Genomic DNA, 20956 nt, shown 5'->3' with positions numbered 1-20956 from the left:
CCGCAACTTTCAAAGAGCAACGGAATGCAAAAACAGAGATTCGTCTTCTGGACGCTTGCGCCCGCCTTTACCATTCTCGCGATCCTGGCATTGGTTTCCGTTGCCGGAGCGCTGTACTTCTCGGTGATGGACCGGTCGTTGCGTTATCCCGATTATGATTTCGTCGGGCTGTACAACTACCAGCGTCTTCTCGGCGACCGCCGCTTCCTCAATGCCCTCAAGATCTCCGCGATCTGGGAGGTGGTGACCGTTGCGGGCTCGCTGCTGGTGGCAATGTTCCTGTCGGTCTACATCTTCGAGAACACGCGTTCTGCGCGCGCACGCAACCTGATCTGCCTGGCGTTTCTCGCGCCGGTCCTGCTTCCGCGCGTCGCGGCCGCCTTTATCTGGCGCTTTCTCTATTCGCCGTCGCTTGGCCTCATCAACTACATCGCCGGCCTGTTCGGCTTAGGTCCGATCGAGTTTCTGGCCAATCCGAAGCTCGCGCTGTTCTCGGTCGCCGTCGTCGACATCTGGCAGTGGGGCCTGTTCTTCACCGTCATCATGCTGAAGCTGCTTGAGACCCTGCCCAAGGATCCGATCGAAGCCGCCCAGCTCGACAATGCCAAGACCTGGGAAATTCACGCCTATGTGACCATGCCGATGCTGAAGGCGCCAATCATCAGCCTTGCCCTCGTCAAGGCGGTGGAATCGCTGCGGTCCTTCGACCTGATCTTCGTCATGACCGGCGGTGGACCGGGAACGGCGACCGAGACACTCGATCTCTATGCCTATCAGGCCGGCATCAATCTCGGCGGTCGCGTTTCCTATGCCTCCGCCATGTCCATTCTCCTTCTTCTCATAACCACGGTCGTCTTTACGCTCGTCTGGCGAGGTATCCGCAAATGGTCAGCCTGATCCGCCGCACCTTTTCCCGGGGCTTCCTGGCCCTTATGATCCTGATCGCGCTGTTGCCGATCGTCTGGACCATCCTCGGTTCGTTCAAGAAGCTGAAGGATATCGTGACGCCGGTCCCGACGCTCATCTTCACGCCGACGCTGGAGAACTTCGCGACCATCCTGAAGAACCCGTCCATCCGCGATGGTCTCGGCAATTCGGTGGTGGTCGTGGGTGTCTCGGTCCTGCTCGGGGCGCTGTTCGGCATTCCCGCCGCCTACAGCCTCGCGCGGCATGTGGAGAAGAAGAAGGACGACCTGCAGTTCTTCGTTCTGTCCCTGCGCTTCATGCCGCCGGTGGCAATCGCGATCCCGTTCATCATCATCTATCTCGACAGCGGCATCTACGACACGCTGACGGGCCTGATCCTGGTCTACCTGATCTCCACCATCTCGACGGTCATATGGCTTTCCGTGCCGGCCTTCGAGCGGGTACCGAAGGAGATCGAGGAAGCGGCGGCGATGGAAGGCTGCTCGCAGACCGAAATCTTCCTCAAGTTTGCGCTGCCGATCGCCGCACCCTCGCTGTTCGGCTCCCTCGTCTTCACCTTCGTGCTGGTCTGGAACGAACTGTTGCTCGCGCTCACGCTCGCTGCCGAAAACTCCACGCTCCCCGTCGTGGCCGCGTCCATCACGTCGCTCGGCAAGGAAGTTCCATGGGGCGTCATCAATGCCTCGACCGTCATCCTCGTACTGCCGCCGCTGGTCTTCATCGGTCTTCTGATGAGCTTCATCAACCGCATGGTTGCCACGGGCCGGAAATAGGAAAAATCGACATGGCCAACATCAAATGCACCAAGATCCGCAAGTCCTATGGCAGCCATACGGTCATCTCGGATCTCAACCTCGACATCGCCGACCATGAATTCGTGGTCTTTCTCGGACCTTCCGGCTGCGGCAAGTCCACCATGCTACGCATGATCGCCGGTCTCGAGGAGATATCGGACGGCACGGTCAGCATCGGCGGCCGCGACGTGACGCATCTGCCGCCGGGCGAGCGTGGCGTGGCGATGGTCTTCCAGTCCTACGCGCTCTATCCGCATATGTCCGTGTTCGACAACATCGCCTTCGGCCTGCGCCGGCAGAAAGTGCCGGCCGAGGAGATCCGCCGGCGTGTCGAGCATGTGTCGAATATGCTCGGTCTCGCCCAGCTTCTGGAGCGCAAGCCGAAGAACCTTTCGGGCGGCCAGCAGCAGCGCGTTGCCATGGCCCGCGCCATGATCAAGACGCCGAAGCTCTTCCTGTTCGATGAACCCCTGTCTAACCTCGACGCCAAGCTGCGCGAGAAGCTGCGGACCGAAATCCGCCGCATGCATCTCGATCTGAAGACCACCACCATCTTCGTCACGCACGACCAGCTCGAAGCGATGACGATTGCCGACCGCATCGTGCTGATGCGGGCAGGTGCGATCGAGCAGCAGGGCACGCCGTCGGAAATCTTCGACCGGCCGGCCACCCGCTTCGTTGCCGACTTCATCGGCTCGCCGGCGATGAATTTCCGCGATTGCAGCGTCGCCATCGACGGCGAACAGGCGGAACTGACCTCGGGGTCGATCCGACTGAAGGTGTCGGCGAAGGATTATCGGGAGCTCGGTCAGGGAGCGAGGGTCGAGGTGGGCCTTCGTCCTTCCAAGATGGACATTGCCGCAGAGGGCGATGTCAACGTCATCAGCGGAACGGTGGTGCTCGTCGAAAACATGGGCAGCGAGGGACAGGTGATCGTCGATGTCGATGGCCGGGAGATGTCCTTTGTCACCAAGGCATTCCGGACGCTCGAGGCCGGACAGCGGGTCGATTTCTCCATCGACGCGGACAGTATTCACATTTTCTCGAAGGAAGATGGCCGCTCGCTCCTGCGCGCCGCGGCTTGAGGCATCTTCGACAGCACGATGGATCATGACATGACGAAAACCCGTTACGAAGAAAAGATGGAACGCATCCGTGCCGGCCAGTACGCGAAGGGAGATTTCATCATCGCCGATGCCAAGGACGCCGATCTCTCCGGCGGCATCCTCACGGCCGGGCGTCGCAGGGATGCCGAGGGTCGGGCGACCGGCAACCGCACCCGCGCCGAATTTCTTGCCGAGATCGAGGCACTGGTGAAGCAGGATGTCGTCGACATCATGCTGGCTTCCACGTCCAACATCGAGAACCTGCAGTCGCGCGGCGCCTTTTCCGGCTCGCGCATCATGCCGGCCTTCCGGGCCAACGACACGACGGATGTCTGGGGCGTCATTCGCGGCGGCAACTACCGCGCGACGCAGTCGCTGCCCTATAGCGGCACGGATCTGACGCGCGCGCAGGCGGAGCTTTGCCTCTATTCGATGACGTTCAACAACAACACCGAGGCCGATACCGCGACGCTTGAAGCCTATCGCGATTTCCGTCCGAAGGCGCGGGCTGCCGGTAAGAAGCATTTCCTTGAAGTGTTCAACCCCAACATGCCGACCGGCTTTAGCGCCGCGGAAACGGGCATGTATGTCAACGACTGCATCGCCCGCGCACTTGCGAGCCTGACGGTGGAAGAGCGACCGGAATTCCTGAAGGTCGCCTATAACGGCCCCGCTGCCCTTGAGGAGCTTGTCGCTCACGACAGTTCCGTCGTGATCGGCGTGCTTGGCGGTGGCACCGGCACGCATCGCGACACGTTCGAGCTGGTCTGGCAGGCGGAAAAGTTCGGCGCCCGTCTTGCGCTTTTCGGCCGCAAGATCAACATGGCGGAGCATCAGCCCACCTTCATCAAATGGATGCGTGCCGTGGCGGATGGCGACGCCACGCCTGTTCAGGCCATTCGCGGCTATCACGGCGATCTCGCCAATCTCGGCCTTGCGGCGGACCGCTCTGTTGACGACGATCTGCTGATCACCGAAGAGGTACTGATGGCCGCCGCAGAGCGGTAAGAGGGTAACCGGGAAACATCCATGTACCGACCGCAACATCCGTCAAACAAGATTGTCGCCGAGGTGGCGTGGATGTACTACGTCAAGAACCTCAATCAGGGAGAGATTGCCGACGCGCTCTCCCTGTCGAGGCCGACCGTGATCAGCTACCTGAAGTTAGCCAAGGAGCGGAACATCGTCTGCATCCAGGTCGCACCGGAGCATTACCGCGTCAATGCCATGGCGGATGCGTTGACAGAGAAATACGGCCTGAAGAGCGTGCATGTCGTTCCCGATGACGGGATGCAGGGCGAAATGCTGACGCGGGCGGTTTGTGAGGTCGCAGCGCACCATCTGCCGAACTTCCTCGAAAAGGGCGATGTGCTCGGCGTTTCCTGGGGGCAGACCGTGTCCTTCGTCTCGGAATATGTGCCGCACTGGGCGATCGAAGACCTGACGGTGCGCCAGCTTCTCGGATCGATCGCCAATCCGCTGCTCAGCACGTCGGAAAGCTGTACCACCGAAATCGCCCGGCGCCTTGATGCCTATTGCATCAACTTCAATGCGCCGGCCGTCTGTTCCAGCTCGGCGCTGGCGTCGGCGCTGAAAGTGGAGCCGATCATCCGCGAGCAGCTCGAGAACCTGCATAAGTGCAACAAGTCGATCTTTTCGCTCAGCCCCTGTACGCCGGATACCCATGTGGTGCAGTTCAAGATCGCGACCGTGGAGGAAATCGATGAATACCGCAACCGGGGCGCGGTCGGGATCATCGCCGGCCGTTTCATCGACGAAGCGGGGCGGGCGGTTCTCGGCGATCTCGATCAACGCATCATCGGCGCCGACCACGATCTGCTCCGCAAGATGGAAGGGCTGCTCGTGGTGAGCGGCACCTTCAAGCTCGATGCAACGAGAGCTGCCCTGCGCGGTGGCTTCGTGGATCATCTCGTGACCGACATCAAGATGGCGGAACTTCTCGTTTCCACCGCCTAGATCTCGCCGGTGTGAAAAAACACCGGCAGCCATGTCGCTAGAAAGTTTCCGCTTTTCTCCGGATCGCGAAAACTCTCTACTTTTTGTTCTTACCGCATGGTCCGACGCCAAAGCGATCGCGCTTCGGCTGAAATTGCTCTAGCGCGTCAGGGTTTGGGCACGACGGTTGCGAGCTTGCGGAAGGTCGAAAGGATCTCCAGCCGGCTCGCCACCCCTTTGGCGACGCGCACGATGGAGCCGGGGCCGATCCTCATCGGTTCTGAGTCTTCCTGGGAGTAAAGCGCCTCGCCTTCCACCACGACGAAGGTTTCCTCGAGGTCGCGGCCCGGATAGCTGTAAGTGCCGGGCTCTGCCTTCCAGACGGCGACGATGGTGCCGTTTTCGACATCATCCTGCCAGATGGAGCGCCTGTAGGAACCGCTGTCACGGCCATCCGCCGGCAGTCCGGGCGTCAGGTCGATGTCGTCGGAAATGTTGAAAATCTGCATGGTCATTAGTGATCTCCTTGTTCTCGATCCATAGTTATTGCGGCGGAAGTGACACTCCCGCCGTCACGGCGCGTGGCGATGAAAACGCTCAGGCGTGTGGCGGTAGCGGTGCGCCAGAAAGCCTGGCTGCGATATTGTCTCTGATCCGGTAGTAGCGCAGTGTCAGGGCCGGGCCGAAGTTCATGTAGAAGGGCGCTTCCTTCAGGGGCTCGAGCCTCAGGGGAAGTTCGTTTTCCGGTTTGCCGAGCGCCCATTCCGAAAGGATGGAGCCGAGCATGGAACCGGTCGGTACCCCACGTCCGGAAAGGCCGGTCAGCGCCACCACGCCGGGAGCGAGGGAATAGAAGCGGGGTACGGTGCGATATTGCATGTCGAGTTCGCCGAACCAGAAGTAATCCCAGCGGATCTCGCCCTTGATCTGCGGATGCAGCCATTTCAGCCGGTCGCTCATGACCTGCCGCGTATAGGCCATGTCGCGGCCGCGCCGGCCCATCGGGAACATCGAAGCGACGATGCGTCCCTCAGCATTGTACTTGTAGACGTAGATATCGCCGCGTCCGTCGTGGATCGTCGTGTTGTTCGGCAGCACGGTGCGACGCGTTTCCTCGTCCAGCGGCTGGGTTGCCGCGACGAAAACCCTCTGGATCTTGAAGGTGCGGTCGAGTTTCGGCCATCCGCCCATGGTGTAGGCGCCGGTGGAGAAGATCACCTTGTCTGCGACCACCTCGCCCTTGTCCGTCTTTACCGACCAGCCGCCGGTCGGGTTGCGGTCACAGGCGATGACTGCCGAACCGGTGTGGATGACGCCGCCCTCCTGCATGACGGCGCGGGCAAGACCGCGCGCATAGCCGAGCGGATTGAGATGTCCGCCTTCCTCGTGGAGCCAGCCTCCATAAAAGCGGGGGCTGCCGGTCATGACTTCCACCTCGTCCCGGTCGAGGACTCGAGTGCGGGCGCCGACGGCATTGTAGGTCTCTACCTTCTTGTCGATGCCGGCCAACGCCCCCTTGTAGGGCGCGCCCATGACATAGCCGTTTTGCACCCATTCGCAGTCGATCTGGTAGTCGCGGATCATGCTGGAAACGCGGTCGTTCGCCCGCGTCTGGCGCTCGATCAGACGTTCTGCCCAGGGCGCGCCCAGCATGGTGCGCAATTCGGGCAGACTGTAATGGGTGAAGGTGGGGGTGCAGTGACCGGCATTGCGGCCGGAACCGCCGAAGCCCGCTTCAGCCCGCTCCAGCAGCACGACCTTGACGCCGGCCCGGGCAAGTTCGAGAGCGGTCGTCAGGCCGGTATAGCCGGCTCCGACGATGCAGACATCCGCCTGCACGCGGCCTTCCAGCGGTTCGGTCTTGGGTGTCGCGGCAGCCGTCGCATACCATAGCGTCACGTCGAAGGGAGAAAACGTGTTCATCGGCCCCCTCAGTTCAGGTCGCTGCGGGCGTCGAGGGCATCGCGCAGCCCGTCGCCAATGAAGTTGAAACTGGTCACCGCAAGCGTTATCGCAACGCCGGGAACGATGGCGAGCCATGGGGCGCTGTCGAGATACTGTTGAGCACCGTTCAGCATGTTGCCCCAGCTTGGCAGAGGCGGCTGGATGCCGTAGCCGAGGAAGCTGACATAGGCCTCGAGCAGGATGGCGCGGGCGACGGTGAGCGTCGCGGCGACGATGATCGGGCCAATTGCATTTGGCAGAAGTTCGCGGAACATGATCCAGGTGTTGGAAAGGCCGAGCATGCGGGCGGCGAGCACGAAGTCGCGTTCGCGCAGCGAGCGGACCTCGGCTTCCACCAGACGGGCGATTTCCATCCAGCTCGTCACCGCGATGATGACGGTGATCATGAAGGGGCTCGGCTTGATGAAGGCGGCAAGTGCGAGCAGCAGGAAGATGCTGGGGAAGGAGAGGAAGGCATCGACGAGGCGCATCAGAATGGCGCCGAGGCGACCGCCGTAATATCCCGCGATGATGCCGATTACCGTGCCGAGCGCCGTTGACAGCACCATGGCGAAGAAGCCGACCAAGAGCGAGATGCGTCCGGCATTGAAGAGCCGTGCTGCGAGGTCGCGCCCGAGGGGATCGGTGCCGAAGATGTGGTAGCCGGTGAACGGCGGTGCGAAGCGGGCTCTCAGATCGATATAGAGTTCGTCATAGGGCAGGAGATAGGGGCCAGCCACGCAGGCGATCACAAGTACGGTAATCATCACGAGGCCGACGACGGCCAGTCTGTGGCGGGCGAAGCGGCGGACGGTGCGGTTGTTCCACCAGCGGGAACGCGGCGCGAGGTCCGGGGAGGGAAGCGTCGTAGCGGACATGGTGCGTCTCCTATCCGAGGCGGATGCGCGGATCGACAAAGGCGACCAGCAGGTCGGCGATCAGGCTGCCGAGCAGAACGAGAATGGCGGAAAACATCAGGAGCCCCATCACGACCGGGTAGTCGTGGTAACCGAGGCTGTCGAGGAACAGGCGTCCCATGCCGGGCCAGGTGAACACCGTCTCAGTGACCAGCGCGCCGCCGAGGATGGTCGGAAGCTGCAGGCCGGCAAGGGTGATCATCGGTAGCAGGGCATTGCCGACGACATGCTTCATCAGCACCCTGTTGGGTTTCAGTCCCTTGGCGCGGGCCGTCCGCACGAAGTCCTGATTGATGACATCCAGTGTCGCGGTCCGCATGTAGCGGCTCCACACCGCGATATTGACCAGCGCCAGCACAAGGCTCGGCATGATGAGATGGATCGCGTAGTCATAGAACGATCCGTTGCCGATCGTGTACATGTTGCCGGCCGGCAGCCATCTGAGCTTGAGCGAGAAGACGTAGATGGCGACAAGGCCGAACCAGAAGGTCGGGATCGAAAGGGCGATCATCGCGCCGACGGTCGCCGCATAGTCGAAGATCGAGTAGCGGCTGGTGGCACCCTTTATGCCGATCCATGTTCCGATCAGGATCGAGATCACCGTCGAGGAGACCATCAGCAGCAGGGTGGCGAACAGGTGGCCGGAGATGATCTCCAGAACCGGTCTCTGGTCGCGGTAGGATTTGCCCCAGTCGCCCTGTAAAAGCCTCCAGATCCAGTCGAGGTACTGGATGGGCAACGGACGGTCGAGGCCCATCTGATGAGCGATGCGGTCGAGCGCCTCGCGGGTCATGCCGGGGGTCAGCGCATATTGCGACAAGGGCCCGCCGGGCGCGAGGTTAAGGATGGCAAATCCGATGACCGAGACAAGCAGCAAGAGCACAAGGCTCTGCCACAGCCGGTGAAGAAGATAGGACAGCATGTGCGGGGCTCCGGGGTCACACCAATGGATACGTCAGGCCGGCCGCGTGTCGTGCGGCCGGTCGAGGTTCCGTAGCCGGTGCCGATGCGGCGCCGGCCGGGTCTTCAGCCTCAGGCCCAGCGCCAGGTCGCGACGTTCCAGGTGTCGATGCGAACGTTGACGTTGGGGATGACGTTCTCGACCTCCTTCTTGTGGCCACGGACGGTCGCATACTGGAAGAGCGGCAGGAACGGCAGTTCCTTGCGCATGATTTCCTGGATCTTCAGATAGACCGCCTTGCGGTCCTCCGGCACGAAGATCTCACCGCCCTTGGTCAGCAGGTCGTCCACTTCCGTGTTGGCAAACTGCCATGTGTTCTGGCCGGCGCCGCCCTTGGCCGGGCTTGAATTGGAGCGGAAGAAGTCGGACGTATCCGGGTCCGATCCGGTGAGGAAGTCGAGGCCGACGATGACGGTATCGAACTTCGACAGCATCCAGTAATCGCCCCACATGACGGCCGGCGGCAGGTTGGAGATGGTCATCTCGACGCCGAGGTCCTTGAACGACTGCTGCATGTATTGCTGCACCTGTTCGCGGATGTGGTTGCCTGCCGTCGTGGAGCAGGTGAAGGAAAGCTTCACTCCATCCTTGGCGCGGATGCCGTCGGCGCCTGCCGCCCAGCCCGCGTCATCGAGAAGCTTCTTGGCCTTCTCTATATCGTATTCGTGCTTCGGAAGGTCCGGGTTGAAGTAGAAGGACTGCTGCGGGACGTAGCTTTCGGTCGGCGCAGGCAGGCCGTAATAGAGCGCGTCGATGATCGATTGCTTGTCGATGGCGTGGTAGAGCGCCTCGCGCACGGCCGGATCCTTGAACTGCGGCCGCTCCATGTTGAAGGTGAAGGATTCGATTGTCGAGCCTGGCACAACGTCGACCGCTTTGCCTTCGAGCGCCTTCGCCTCGTCGTAATGATCAGGCGTGATCCACTGCAGGCCGACGACGTCGATATCGCCGGTCTTGAACTGGGTGTACATGACGTTGAGGTCGGGGACGTATTTGTAGATCAGCTTTTCGACATAGGGGCCATCGCCGAAATAGTCGGCATTGGCTTCAAGCAGGATATGGTCGCCGGCGACGCGCTCAGACCATTTGAACGGACCAGTGCCGACGGGAGCGTTGTTGAAGGCGGCCGTGTTCTTGTCTGCTTCCGCTCCAAGAATGTGCTTCGGCGTGATGAAGGTCGAGGCGAGAATGGACGGGTAGGGCGCGAAGGGCTTTTCCATGCGCCATGTGATCTCGGTCGCCGACACGACGGTCAGGTCGCGTACCAGTTCGTGGCCGGTCTTGCGCCAACTGCGGAAATTGGGATCGACCAAGAGATCGATGGTGAACTTGACGTCCTCGGCGGTGAACGGCTTGCCATCGTGCCATTTGACGTCGTCGCGCAGCTTGGCCTTCCAGCTCAGGCCGTCGGCGGAAATGCCGCCATTCTCGACGGTCGGCACCTCGGCCGCCAGGGCGGCGACGAATTTGCCCTCAGGATCAACGGAAAACAGCGTGTCGAAGATGCTGAAATGGATGCCTTCATCCACCTCGATGTGCGGCATATGCGGATTGAAGACGGTCGGCTCCTGCGAGAAGCCGACGGTGAGTTGGCCCTTGATGGTTTTCGGCTGGGCGGCGAGAGCCTTGCCCATGCCGGGCATTCCGGAAAGAACGAGCCCCGAGGCTCCCAGAGCCATCAGGCCAAGCGCCTGCCGGCGGGTCGGTTTCATGAATGGGTTGTTTTGGTCAGACATGTCAGTTCCCCTTGTTCTTGGATTGGATGAAACGTCAGTTTGCATTTCTGCGCTGCCTCTCCGGGCAGTTCTCGCAGCAAGGCGGTGAACCCTCTTCACCGCCTGTTCCGGTGCCGGCGACATCGATGCCGCCGGCCAAAACCTGTCAGAAGCCGCTGATCAGCTCGATCTTCGATCCGTCCGAAAACCGCTTGAAGCGGAAGTTTTCACGTTCGACGAGCGGCGGGCGTCCGGTCACAATGTCTGCCATCAATCGGCCGGCCGCCGGGCCGATGCCGAAACCGTGACCTGAAAAGCCGGTAGCGACATGGAAACCGGGAATGGCGTCGATAGCGTCGATCACCGGGATCGCATCCGGCGTGACATCGATCATTCCCGCCCAACGCTGCGCGATCTCCGCCTTTTCGAAGACCGGGAAGGCCTTCGCCAGCTTGGCGAGCGCGCTGTCGGTCATTGCCTTCGAGGGGATCGGGTCGAGAACGCGATTGTATTCGAAGGGGGAAGGCTCATCGAGAGCCCAATGGCGGGGCATGCGGAACTCGTCATAGAACCTGCCGCCGAAGCGGAAGCGGAGCGAGCGCCATTCATGTCCCAGTGCGGGCAGGAATTTTGTCGCATAGCGGAAGGAGGCGGGCACGATGTCGACGATGTTCTGGAAGCCGTCGGCGATGGTGTAACCGCCGTCCAGTCGCTTGCGAATGGCAAAGCCGCTCGACCAGAGGGCCTCGTCCGGTCCGCCCTCCAGCGGCTTGGTTCTGAGCACCGAGTTCATCACCTTCAGCTGCGGCAGGTCGAGGCCGTTATTGCCGAGGAAGAGGCTGGACCATGCGCCGCCGGCGAGAACGACGGCCTTGCAGGCGATTTCCCCGCGTTCGGTCACGACACCGGAGACCCGGCCTGCGGAAAGCTGCAGCCCACGTACCGCGCATTCGGTGAGGATATGGGCGCCGCGGTCACGCGCTGCCTCGGCAATCGCCGGTGCGGCGCGCTGCGGTTCGGCGCGGCAGTCGCCAGCAGTATAGAGAGCGCCGGCGATGTTCATATTGGAGTCTGGATACTTTGCCTTGAACTCCGCAGCACTCAACATGCGGGATTCGATCTGGTAGCCTTCCAGATTGCGGTTCCAGCTGGCGTGTTCCTCGAACTGCTTTTCGTCGGCGCAAGTGAAGACGATGCCGGATCGCTTGAAGCCGGTCTCGCGGCCGGTGCGGCGATTGAGATCGGCCCAGATCCGGAGCGATTCCGCCATCAGTGGCACTTCGCGCGGGTCACGGCGGGAAATACGCACCCAGCCCCAGTTGCGGCTCGACTGCTCGTGGCCGATGCCGCCCTTTTCGCAGAGCGCGACGCGCAGACCGCTATCGACCAGTTCCAGCGCCGTCGATGTTCCGATGATTCCGCCGCCGATCACGACGACATCCACCTCCTTCGGCAGTTCATCATCGCCATGGACGGGAACGACATAGGGACCGGGCATCTCAGAAAGACTCCTCAAGCTGGCAATTGATGGCGAATTCGGCGACCGAGGCCTCGTTCGGAAGGGACACGAGCAGGGCAATGATGCGGGCGAGATCGGCAGGCTGCGTCAGCAGTTCGGCCGGGCGCGCAGTCAGCCCTGCCGCCATGTCGGTGGCGACGAAACCGGGGCAGACAGCGGTGGCGCGCACGCCCTTTTCAAAACCGGCCTGACGGATCGCATGGGAAAGCGCCACGGCTGCGAACTTGGAGATGGCGTAGCTGCCCGACCCCGCCGACTTGACGCGCTTGCCGGAGAGCGATGCGAGGATGATGACACGTCCCTCGCCGCTTTCGCAGAGCGGCTCCCAGGCGGCCTTTGCAAGACGCCGCGGCGCCTTGACGTTGACGGCGAGCATCGCGTCGATGTCCTCGTCGTCCGCCTCGATCACGGTCTTGGGGATCATGATGCCGGCATTGGCGATGATCGCATCGACCCGACCGAAACGCTGCATTGCGTCTTCGACCCAGCGGGCTTCGGCTCCGGTGTCGTTGGCGTCGTATTGCGCAAGATGCACGAAATCTGCCGCATCGCCGGAACCGGCCCAGGCCGGCATGGCGGGGTTGCGCATGCCGAGCGATACCGCCCATCCCTGCCGGAACAGTTCGGCTGCCACATGGTCGCCGATGCCCCTGCTGGCACCCGATATCAGTGCCACGCGCCTATCGATCTTGTCTGTCATTCGCTAAGCCCCACTATGCGGCGGTAGGCGCGCCGCAATATGTCCATAAGTTGCTGTTGTTCGTTTTCCGGGATGAAGTCGAAGAAGTCTCGCGACTGTTTCGGAACGAGTTCGCGGATCTTCACGGCGAGTGCTGCACCGGTCTCGGTGATATAGAGTTCCTGGGCACGGTTGTCCTCGGAGGACGTTTCGCGCCGGAGGAGATGATGGGCTTCCATCTGGTCGATGATCCGCCCCATGGCCGATCGGTCCTTCATGGTCAGATGGGCGAGCACCGACGGCCTGATGCCGGGATGGCTGTCGACCAGAAGGAGCGTGGTAATCTTTCCCGTGCCCTTGGCCACGTCGAGACCGTCGAGACATTCGTCGAGATCCCGGGAGACTGCGAGGCTGAGCGCCCGGATATAGAAGCTCAACGTATCCCCCAGGACATCGAGATCGATCTCCTTGACGGTTGTCGGCGGCTTTACAGGTGGTTTCGGCATTACATTCCTGTCTTCTGACGGACGAGAAAAATCATCGGCAACCCGTGTTTGCATCGGGCTGCCGGGGAAATCCGTCCGGCCATATCATGTGTCACTGTGATGGATAGGAAAGGGCAAATAGTGGATAAATGCAACTATATTATTCTGCCTGACAGGAAATTTTTTCACCTGATCGGAAATTTTTGGGTGCAACCCAAAAATCCCCGGATTCATTGCTGATCCAGCCGGTTTTCGTGTCTTTTTTGTCGTGGCCGAGGTGAACCCGCTTCCTCTACCGGAGCGGAAGCGAGTTACCTCCAGTGTATCTCCTGCGGGGTGACCTCGTCAGGCTTCGGCCAGCTTCGCGGTCGGTTCCCAGTCCGCTCCTGGGATGGCTGAAACCAGCCGCTGCGTATATTCGTGTTCGGGCGCCCGGAATATCTTCGAGGGCGGACCGTGCTCCACGACGCTTCCCTTGTACATCACGATCACGTTGTCGCAGATCTGGCTTGCCACGCGCAGGTCGTGGGTAATGAAGATCATCGCGACCTTCATTTCCTTCTGTACGCGGGCCAGCAATTCGAGGATCTGGGCCTGGATGGAAACGTCGAGCGCCGAGACGGCTTCATCTGCGACAAGCAGGACAGGGTCGAACATCAGGGCGCGTGCGATGCCTATCCTCTGACGCTGTCCGCCGGAGAATTCGTGCGGAAAACGGTCGAAGGCCGCTTCGTCGAGACCGACCAGCTTCAGCAGGCGGAAGGCCTTGGTTTTCGCTTCATGGACGGCGAGGCCGTGGGCAATCGGTCCGACCGTCAGGATACGTCCGATCGTGTGACGCGGGTTGAGCGACGCGAAGGGGTCCTGAAAGATCATCTGGATATAGGGCCTGAGAAGCCGAAAGCTCTCTTCCGGCATGCTCGCGACATCGCGCCCGTCGAAGAGGATGCGTCCCGCATCCGGTTCGAGAAGCTTGAGCAGGACGCGTCCGAGAGACGATTTGCCCGAACCGCTTTCGCCGACGACGCCGAGTGTCTGGCCCTTGTGAATGACGAAGCTCACGTCGTTGACGGCTTTGACGGTGCGGCCCTTGCTGAGGAAGGTTCCGGTCGTACGGTATTCCTTCTGCAGGTTTTCCACCTTGAGCACGACGGGTGTTTCCTCGACCGCGGAGCGGTCATCGCCGCGCATACGCGGAACCGCAGCCACGAGGCGCTGGGTATAGGGATGTGACGGGCGGGTCAGCACGTCGTCGGCCTTGCCCTGCTCGACCAGTATCCCCTTTTCCATCACCACCACGCGGTCGGCGATCTCCGCCACCACTCCGAAATCATGGGTGATGAACATCACGCTCATGTTCTTGCGCTGCTGGATCTTGCGGATCAGTTCCAGAATCTGCGCCTGCGTGGTGACATCGAGCGCGGTCGTCGGTTCGTCGGCGATCAGGACATCGGGATCGAGCGCCAGCGCCATGGCGATCATCACACGCTGCCGCTGGCCGCCGGAAAGGCGGAAGGGATATTGCAGGCGCATCAGCGCCGGATCAGGAAGGCCGACTTCCTCCAGCAGTTCGAGCACCCGCGAGGTGCGCGTTTCGGGCGTGCCGACGCCATGCGCCTCCATGACTTCTGCGATCTGGTCGCCGATGGTCATCAGCGGGTTGAGAGCTGAAAGAGGGTCCTGGAAGATGATGGAGACGGCCTGTCCGCGTAAGGGGCGGATCTTTTCCTCAGGCGTGGCGATGATGTCCATGCCCTTGAACAGGATTTGCCCGCCGGTCACTTTAATGGAGGGCGCGAGAAGGCCCATGATGGCGTTGGCGGTGACGGATTTGCCGGAGCCGGATTCACCGATGATGCAGAGGATTTCGCCGGCATTGAGATCAAAGGAAATATCGTGGACTGCGTGGGCGCGTTCCATCTTGGGAGGCAGACTGACCGTCAGATGACGCACCGATAGCACCACGTTGGGAGGCATGGAGGCTTGCGACATAGGTTCCCCTTGTTTTCTGGTATCGTCGCTATGTGCCGCGCGGCCTTTTGACCGTCGCCGGCACCAAGATAGTGGATGACATCCACTATCTTGTCCAGAGAGCAAATGTGACTTCCGTCATGGAAGAGTGGCACTCTGGTGGGCGCCTGCAGGAACCCGTCAGAAAGTCCCTAAACGGAAGACGCCGGCAGCAGGGGCTACCGGCGTCTGTGTTCACTTGCTTGAGCAAGCGGATTTCGGGGAGGGGATGAAAGCCTCAGACGATGCCACCCGAACCACCCTTCACCGCGGGCCGTTCCGCGGCGACCTGCGCGCGATAGCCGCTGGCACGATAGGTGGCAATCGGATCGATGGCGCCGCCGGCGCGGCGACGGGCTTCGGCCAGGATCGCCTCGACATCCGTGCGATAGGCGCGTTTCAGCGTTTCCGTCGCCATCAGCGCATCGTTATCGCTCTGGAAGCCTTCCAGTGCCACGCGGTCGACCAGCAGGGCCTGGGCATAGGCGCGGCGGATCTCGTTGGCGCTGGAAATCAGGCTCTCGATCGGATCCGTGACATTGTGGCTCTGGTCGATCATGTGGGCCGGGTGGAAGCCCTTGACCCCGCGATGCTCGGCATCAACCAGTTCGTTGAAGACGAGGAAGAGGCGGTAAGGTTCGACCGAGCCGGCGTCGAGGTCGTCGTCCCCGTATTTCGAGTCGTTGAAATGGAAGCCGCCGAGCTTGCCGAACTGGATCAGGCGGGCAACGATCATCTCGATATTGGTGTTCGGAGCGTGATGGCCGAGGTCGACGAGGCAAAAAGCCTTTGGGCCAAGCGTCTGGGCGATCAGGAAGTTGGTGCCCCAGTCCTGCACCACCGTCGAATAAAAGGCCGGTTCGTACATCTTGTGTTCTGAGAACAGCCGCCAGTCGTCCGGCAGTGCCTTGTAGATGTCGGCCATGGAGGCGAGGTAACGCTCGAACTGGCGAGTGAAATTCGACTGTCCCGGGAAGTTCGAACCATCGCCGATCCAGACGGTGAGCGCCTTCGAGCCGATGGCATTGCCAAGCTCGATGCATTCGATGTTGTGCTCGACGGCCTGCGCGCGGGTTGCCGCGTCTACGTGGCTGAGCGAGCCGTATTTATAGGAATGGGCCTGATCCGGCGCGTCGGAGAAGGTGTTGGAGTTCATGGCGTCGAAGCTTAAGCCGAGCGCATCGCCCTTTGCCTTCAGGTCCATCGGGTCCGCTTTGTCCCACGGAATATGCAGCGAAACCGTCGGCGTGGCGCGGGTCAGTTCGTTGATGACCGAGCAGTCTTCCAGCTTGTCGAAGATATTGCGCGGCTCGCCGAGGCCGGGAAAACGGGCAAAGCGCGTACCGCCGGTGCCCACACCCCAGGAGGGAACGGCGACGAAGAATTTGGCCACCTGCTTCGTGACGGCGTCGATGTCGATATTGTTGCGGGCGAGCTTTTCGCCAAGGGCTGCATAGTCGGACTTGAGCGCGCCGGCGCGCTTTTCGTTCTCGGCCGAAATCACGTCGGCGGGGATCTTCTGTTCTGTCATGTCATCCTCCCTGCAACGCCGCGCGAGCATGAGGCCGCGCCGAAGACGTTGCAACTTTCCAAACCGCGAAGGGGCCTGCCGCCGACCTTGGGAGCGCCGGCAGCAGGCAATTGCTGTCGATCAGCGCGGGAAGCTCTGGGCGTTACCGGCATCGACGTTGATGATGTTGCCGGTAGACTTGGCCGAGAGATCGGACGCGAGGAAGTAGATGGCTTCCGCAATGTCTTCCGGGAAGACATTGAGCTTCAGCATCGAACGCTTGCGATAATGCTCCTCGAGATCGGTGACCTCGATCTTCGAGGAAGCCGCACGCTGTTCGCGCCATTCGCCGTTCCAGATCTTGGAACCGCGCAGGACCGCGTCGGGATTGACGGTATTGACGCGAATGCCGGCGTCTGCCCCTTCCAGCGCCAGGCAACGGGCGAGATGGATCTCTGCCGCCTTGGCGGTGCAATAGGCCGATGCGTTCGGCGAGGAGGCAAGGCCGTTCTTCGACGCGACGAAGACGATGTTGCCGCCGAGCGCCTGACGGCGGAACAGGCGGAACGCTTCGCGAGAGACGAGGAAATAGCCGGTCGCCAGGATGTCGATATTCTTGTTCCACATCGCAAGCGTCGTATCCTCGACCGGTGCCGAGGAGGCGATGCCGGCGTTGGAAACGAGTATGTCGACACCGCCGAATTCGACGCAGGCTTCAGCGAAGGTCGAAGCGACGGCGTCTTCCTTCGTCACGTCGAGAGTGACGGAGCGAACGGCATCCGCGCCGTAACGCTTGGAGAAGTCGCCAAGCGTATCGGACAGTGCGTTGGCGTCGATATCGGCCAGCACCACGCAGGCGCCTTCGGACATCAGCCGTTCAGCCGTTGCCCGGCCAATGCCGCCGGCGCCGCCGGTGACGAAGGCCACGCGGCCGGCAAGCGACTTCGGCTTGGGCATGCGCTGGAGCTTGGCCTCCTCAAGCAGCCAGTATTCGATGTCGAAGGCTTCCTGTTCCGGCAGACCTTGATACTCGGAGACCGTTGAGGCGCCACGCATGACGTTGATGGCGTTGACATAGAATTCGCCGGCGATGCGGGCGGTTGCCTTGTCCTTGGCGAAAGACAGCATACCGACGCCCGGAACCAGGAAGATGACCGGGTTCGGATCGCGCATGGCAGGCGAGTTCTCGTGCTTGCAGGTCTCGTAATAGCGCGTGTAGTCGGCGCGGTAGTTTTCGAGAGCCTTGTCGAGACCAGCGATAACAGCGTCGACATCCGGCTTGGCTGGGTCGAAGTCGACGATCAGCGGGCGGATCTTGGTGCGCAGGAAGTGGTCGGGGCAGGATGTGCCGAGGCTGCCGAGCGGCTTCAGATCCTTCGAATTGACGAATTCGAGAACAGCGGGTTGGTCGTCGAAATGACCGAGCTTGCGCTCGGCCTTGCCGATGCGGCCGCGGATTTCTGGCATCAGCCGTGCACCGATGGCGCGACGCTCGGCTTCCGGCAGGCTCTTGGCGACTGCGCCGCCGAAGATCGTCTTGCCGTCCGTCTCCCTGGCGAACCATTCGATCGCCTTGTTGATGATTTCGAGCGTCAGCAGGTAGCATTCCTTGGCGTCGTTCGCCCAGGTGAACAGGCCGTGGCTTTCGAGCACGACGCCTTTGGCCTTCGGATTGGCCTTGACGAAGGCTTCGAGGTCGAGACCGAGCTGGAAGCCCGGGCGGCGCCAGGGCAGCCAGCCGATTTCCTCACCGAAGATCTTCTGCGTCAGTTCCTTCGAGTTCTTCGAAGCGGCGATCGCGATGATCGCGTCCGGATGCATGTGGTCGACATGCGTGAACGGCACGAAACCGTGCAGCGGCGTGTCGATCGAGGCTGCGCGCGGGTTGAGATTGAAGGTGCAATGGGGCAGGAAGCCGACCATGCGGTCTTCGTCGTGAACGCCCTGGTAGATGCCCTTGAGAGCTTCGAGCTTTTCCATATAGAGGGTGGCAAAACCATCGAGCTTGATGGTGCCGACGTCGCCGCCGGAGCCCTTCACCCACATGACGCTGACCTGATTGCCCGTGAGCGGATCGGTTTCGATCACCTTCGCAGAGGTGTTGCCGCCGCCGTAATTGGTGATGCGCTTGTCGGCGCCGAGCAGATTGGAGCGATAGAGCAGCTTGCCCGGTTCATCGAGCTTTGCAGCGTAAGCGTCGTCCCAACGGTTTTCGAGAAGGCGGGTTTGGCCCGTCATTGCTTCCTCCCTTGCGTGTCGATTCATGGACCGCCTCACTGAACGGACCATCTCCTTCTGGTCGACGGTATCGCGCATCGATCCGACCGTTGTCAATCAATTTCGATCATAAATGTTCATTGTGCGGTGCAATATTATCTTTTTTGATCGTTTTTGATTGACAGCATAAAAGCAATACGAATAAATCAAACTCAGGAGGAGCCCATGCACGAACGCGAACGACATCGCATTATCTTAAGCGCGATCCAGGAAAAGCCGGTCATCACCGTGCAGGATATCGCCGAACTGACGGAGGCTTCCGAAGCCACGATCCGTAGGGATATTGCGTCGCTTCATGTGCAGGGCAAACTGCGCCGGGTGCGCGGTGGCGCCGAGGCGGTGCATCCTCCGCAGCTTGGAAATCTCGCGGCGCGGCCGTTCCGGGTTTCGGAATCAGTCAACATCGATAAAAAACGCGCAATTGCGCGCGCAGCCGTCGATCTCTGCGAAGAAGGCGATTCGATTATCATCAATGGCGGCACGACTACCTTCCAGATGGTGCACTTCATGTCCGCCCGCCGTCTGCAGGTCATGACCAATTCGTTCGCCATCGCCGAGCATCTGGTGAAAAATTCGAAATGCACGGTCTCGGTTCCCGGCGGCGCGATCTATCGCGACCAGAGCCTGATCCTTTCGCCTTTCGACAACGACGCGATCCGCAATTTCTACGCTCGTCGCATATTCATCGGCGCGCAGGGCATCAATGCGCTCGGCGTTATGGAATCGGATGCGCTGGTGATCCAGAGCGAGCAGAAGCTGGTCCGGCAGGCCGAAGAACTGATCGTCATGGTCGATTCCAGCAAGTTTTCACGGCGTTCCAGCCTGATCCTGTGTTCGCTCGACAACGTCTCGACGATCATCACGGATGACAAGATTCCGGAGGAGGCGGCCGCGATGGTCACCAATTCAGGCATAAAGCTCATAACGGTCAAGCCGATGGCCTCGACCGAGAAGGAGGATACCACGTCGGTCGCATGAGAGGCGCGGCTGCGTGGGGAGTTCAAGCAGTCCATCAACCTGGGAGGAATATCAGATGAAATTTGCCAAGACACTGCTCGCAGGCGTCGCCCTTGCTGCCATGGCCATGGGGTCTGCCGCAAGCGCCGCCGACATGAAGATCGCGCTCGTGGTCAAGTCGCTCGGCAATGGCTTCTTCGAAGCCGCAAACAAAGGTGCGCAGGAAGCTGCCAAGGAGCTCGGCGGGGTCGAGATCATCTATACCGGCCCGACGTCCACGACGGCCGAAGGCCAGATCGAAGTCATCAACTCGCTGATCGCGCAGGGCGTCGATGCCATCGCGATTTCCGCCAACGACCCGGATGCGGTCGTTCCGGCGCTGAAGAAGGCTGCCCAGCGCGGCATCAAGGTCATCTCGTGGGACTCCGGCGTTGCTCCGGAAGGCCGCATCATGCACCTGAACCCGTCTTCCAACGAGCTGATCGGCAAGATGTGCCTCAAGCTTGCCGCCGACCACCTGCCGGAAGGCAAGGGTGACTTCGCCATCCTGTCGGCCACCACGACCTCGACCAACCAGAACATCTGGATCGAGGAAATGAAGAAGCAGCTGAAGGATTTCCCCGGCCTCAACCTGGTGACCACGGTCTACGGCGATGACCTCGCCGACAAGAGCTACCGCGAAGCCAACGGCCTGCTGTCGTCCTCGCCGAACGTGAAGGTCATCGTTGCTCCGACCACCGTCGGCGTTCTCGCAGCCTCCCAGGCCGTGAAGGATGCAGGCAAGATCGGTGATGTCTACGTGACGGGCCTTGGCCTTCCCTCGGAAATGGCAGGTGCCATCAAGTCCGGCGCGACGAAGGAATTTGCCATCTGGAACCCGATCGATCTCGGTTACTCGGCAACCCAGATCGCCTACCACCTGGCCAAGGGCGACACCGACGGCGCTCCGGGCTCGGAAATCGAAGCCGGCCGCATGGGTAAGATCAAGATCGGTGACAACGGCGAAGCCGCAATGGCGGATCCGTTCGTCTACGACGCATCGAACATCGACCAGTTCTCGAAGATCTTCTGATCCTGCATCTCCAAACGTGGGGGCCTCGTGCCCCTCACCCTAACCCTCTCCCCGCTTGCGGGGAGAGGGGACGTGCCCCGACAACAGGATGACGCCGCGTGGCTTGCGTCCTTCTCCCCGCTTGCGG

The 20956-nt window shown here is 61.2% G+C and carries 18 protein-coding genes; 7 read left to right on the top strand and 11 right to left on the bottom strand.

Translation table 11 applies throughout. The features are described 5' to 3' along the window. Nucleotides 1-24: 24 nt before the first annotated feature. The 5 genes from H4I99_RS20645 to H4I99_RS20625 are packed head-to-tail and all read left to right on the top strand — an operon-like array spanning nt 25 to nt 4804. Nucleotides 25-897: a carbohydrate ABC transporter permease gene (locus H4I99_RS20645; RefSeq protein WP_163898455.1), complete on the top strand. Its 873-nt coding sequence runs from the start codon at nt 25-27 to the stop codon at nt 895-897. Then, the gene (locus H4I99_RS20640; protein WP_163898452.1) at nt 885-1700 is read left to right on the top strand and encodes a carbohydrate ABC transporter permease; all 816 of its coding nucleotides are present in this window, start codon (nt 885-887) and stop codon (nt 1698-1700) included. The genes H4I99_RS20645 and H4I99_RS20640 overlap by 13 nt, the downstream gene beginning before the upstream one ends. Nucleotides 1701-1711: 11 nt before the next feature. After that, on the top strand, nt 1712-2806 hold the full coding sequence (locus H4I99_RS20635) for an ABC transporter ATP-binding protein (protein WP_163898449.1): 1095 nt from the start codon (nt 1712-1714) through the stop codon (nt 2804-2806). A gap of 30 nt (nt 2807-2836) precedes the next feature. Next, nucleotides 2837-3835 carry a hypothetical protein gene (locus tag H4I99_RS20630; RefSeq protein ID WP_163898446.1) on the top strand — a complete coding sequence of 333 codons (999 nt, stop codon included), beginning with the start codon at nt 2837-2839 and terminating at the stop codon, nt 3833-3835. Nucleotides 3836-3856: 21 nt separating this feature from the next. Continuing rightward, nucleotides 3857-4804, top strand: a complete 948-nt coding sequence (locus H4I99_RS20625) for a sugar-binding transcriptional regulator (protein ID WP_163898443.1) — start codon at nt 3857-3859, stop codon at nt 4802-4804. 146 nt (nt 4805-4950) lie between these two features. On the opposite strand, the gene H4I99_RS20620 is transcribed toward H4I99_RS20625, so the two are convergent. The 11 genes from H4I99_RS20620 to H4I99_RS20570 form a co-directional block, all read right to left on the bottom strand. Continuing rightward, complete coding sequence (locus H4I99_RS20620; protein WP_163898440.1) at nt 4951-5298, bottom strand: cupin domain-containing protein; 348 nt, start codon at nt 5296-5298, stop codon at nt 4951-4953. An 82-nt stretch (nt 5299-5380) separates the two neighbouring features. Next, nucleotides 5381-6706, bottom strand: a complete 1326-nt coding sequence (locus H4I99_RS20615; protein WP_163898437.1) for an NAD(P)/FAD-dependent oxidoreductase — start codon at nt 6704-6706, stop codon at nt 5381-5383. Nucleotides 6707-6714: 8 nt separating this feature from the next. Continuing rightward, nucleotides 6715-7605 (bottom strand): ABC transporter permease, encoded by an 891-nt coding sequence (locus H4I99_RS20610; RefSeq protein ID WP_163898435.1) that lies wholly within the window; start codon nt 7603-7605, stop codon nt 6715-6717. 10 nt (nt 7606-7615) lie between these two features. Continuing rightward, nucleotides 7616-8566, bottom strand: coding sequence for an ABC transporter permease (locus H4I99_RS20605; RefSeq protein ID WP_163898432.1), 951 nt, complete (start codon nt 8564-8566; stop codon nt 7616-7618). Between the two features lie 110 nt (nt 8567-8676). Further along, the gene (locus H4I99_RS20600) at nt 8677-10341 is read right to left on the bottom strand and encodes a peptide ABC transporter substrate-binding protein (RefSeq protein ID WP_163898429.1); all 1665 of its coding nucleotides are present in this window, start codon (nt 10339-10341) and stop codon (nt 8677-8679) included. Between the two features lie 145 nt (nt 10342-10486). Next, a complete protein-coding gene (locus H4I99_RS20595) occupies nt 10487-11818 on the bottom strand; it encodes an NAD(P)/FAD-dependent oxidoreductase (RefSeq protein ID WP_163898426.1) in 1332 nt (443 codons plus the stop codon). Nucleotide 11819: 1 nt separating this feature from the next. Then, complete coding sequence (locus tag H4I99_RS20590) at nt 11820-12539, bottom strand: SDR family NAD(P)-dependent oxidoreductase (protein WP_163898423.1); 720 nt, start codon at nt 12537-12539, stop codon at nt 11820-11822. After that, nucleotides 12536-13024 (bottom strand): MarR family winged helix-turn-helix transcriptional regulator, encoded by a 489-nt coding sequence (locus H4I99_RS20585; RefSeq protein ID WP_163898420.1) that lies wholly within the window; start codon nt 13022-13024, stop codon nt 12536-12538. The genes H4I99_RS20590 and H4I99_RS20585 overlap by 4 nt, the downstream gene beginning before the upstream one ends. A gap of 324 nt (nt 13025-13348) precedes the next feature. After that, on the bottom strand, nt 13349-14995 hold the full coding sequence (locus H4I99_RS20580; protein ID WP_163898417.1) for an ABC transporter ATP-binding protein: 1647 nt from the start codon (nt 14993-14995) through the stop codon (nt 13349-13351). A gap of 256 nt (nt 14996-15251) precedes the next feature. Next, a complete protein-coding gene (rhaI, locus tag H4I99_RS20575; RefSeq protein WP_163898414.1) occupies nt 15252-16544 on the bottom strand; it encodes an L-rhamnose catabolism isomerase in 1293 nt (430 codons plus the stop codon). A gap of 120 nt (nt 16545-16664) precedes the next feature. Next, nucleotides 16665-18761: a bifunctional rhamnulose-1-phosphate aldolase/short-chain dehydrogenase gene (locus H4I99_RS20570; protein ID WP_163898411.1), complete on the bottom strand. Its 2097-nt coding sequence runs from the start codon at nt 18759-18761 to the stop codon at nt 16665-16667. Nucleotides 18762-18965: 204 nt separating this feature from the next. On the opposite strand from H4I99_RS20570, the gene H4I99_RS20565 reads away from it, so the two are divergent. Continuing rightward, a complete protein-coding gene (locus H4I99_RS20565; RefSeq protein WP_112826959.1) occupies nt 18966-19778 on the top strand; it encodes a DeoR/GlpR family DNA-binding transcription regulator in 813 nt (270 codons plus the stop codon). A gap of 55 nt (nt 19779-19833) precedes the next feature. Beyond that, complete coding sequence (gene rhaS, locus H4I99_RS20560; protein ID WP_163898408.1) at nt 19834-20829, top strand: rhamnose ABC transporter substrate-binding protein; 996 nt, start codon at nt 19834-19836, stop codon at nt 20827-20829. Nucleotides 20830-20956 lie beyond the last annotated feature (127 nt).

It is taken from the genome of Paenirhizobium daejeonense (assembly GCF_014280875.1).
Taxonomy (GTDB): domain Bacteria; phylum Pseudomonadota; class Alphaproteobacteria; order Rhizobiales; family Rhizobiaceae; genus Allorhizobium; species Allorhizobium daejeonense.
The sequence above is the reverse complement of the archived record's forward strand: the minus strand, read 5'-3'. Positions and strand labels throughout refer to the sequence as shown.

Coding starts and splice junctions, on each gene's coding strand:
- H4I99_RS20570 (WP_163898411.1), bottom strand. CDS start 18,761: ATGACGGGCCAAACCCGCCTTCTCGAAAACCGTTGGGACGACGCTTAC.
- H4I99_RS20640 (WP_163898452.1), top strand. CDS start 885: ATGGTCAGCCTGATCCGCCGCACCTTTTCCCGGGGCTTCCTGGCCCTT.
- H4I99_RS20565 (WP_112826959.1), top strand. CDS start 18,966: ATGCACGAACGCGAACGACATCGCATTATCTTAAGCGCGATCCAGGAA.
- H4I99_RS20620 (WP_163898440.1), bottom strand. CDS start 5,298: ATGACCATGCAGATTTTCAACATTTCCGACGACATCGACCTGACGCCC.
- H4I99_RS20605 (WP_163898432.1), bottom strand. CDS start 8,566: ATGCTGTCCTATCTTCTTCACCGGCTGTGGCAGAGCCTTGTGCTCTTG.
- H4I99_RS20595 (WP_163898426.1), bottom strand. CDS start 11,818: ATGCCCGGTCCCTATGTCGTTCCCGTCCATGGCGATGATGAACTGCCG.
- H4I99_RS20580 (WP_163898417.1), bottom strand. CDS start 14,995: ATGTCGCAAGCCTCCATGCCTCCCAACGTGGTGCTATCGGTGCGTCAT.
- H4I99_RS20625 (WP_163898443.1), top strand. CDS start 3,857: ATGTACCGACCGCAACATCCGTCAAACAAGATTGTCGCCGAGGTGGCG.
- H4I99_RS20590 (WP_163898423.1), bottom strand. CDS start 12,539: ATGACAGACAAGATCGATAGGCGCGTGGCACTGATATCGGGTGCCAGC.
- H4I99_RS20630 (WP_163898446.1), top strand. CDS start 2,837: ATGACGAAAACCCGTTACGAAGAAAAGATGGAACGCATCCGTGCCGGC.
- H4I99_RS20635 (WP_163898449.1), top strand. CDS start 1,712: ATGGCCAACATCAAATGCACCAAGATCCGCAAGTCCTATGGCAGCCAT.
- H4I99_RS20645 (WP_163898455.1), top strand. CDS start 25: ATGCAAAAACAGAGATTCGTCTTCTGGACGCTTGCGCCCGCCTTTACC.
- H4I99_RS20615 (WP_163898437.1), bottom strand. CDS start 6,706: ATGAACACGTTTTCTCCCTTCGACGTGACGCTATGGTATGCGACGGCT.
- H4I99_RS20600 (WP_163898429.1), bottom strand. CDS start 10,341: ATGTCTGACCAAAACAACCCATTCATGAAACCGACCCGCCGGCAGGCG.
- rhaI (WP_163898414.1), bottom strand. CDS start 16,544: ATGACAGAACAGAAGATCCCCGCCGACGTGATTTCGGCCGAGAACGAA.
- rhaS (WP_163898408.1), top strand. CDS start 19,834: ATGAAATTTGCCAAGACACTGCTCGCAGGCGTCGCCCTTGCTGCCATG.
- H4I99_RS20585 (WP_163898420.1), bottom strand. CDS start 13,024: ATGCCGAAACCACCTGTAAAGCCGCCGACAACCGTCAAGGAGATCGAT.
- H4I99_RS20610 (WP_163898435.1), bottom strand. CDS start 7,605: ATGTCCGCTACGACGCTTCCCTCCCCGGACCTCGCGCCGCGTTCCCGC.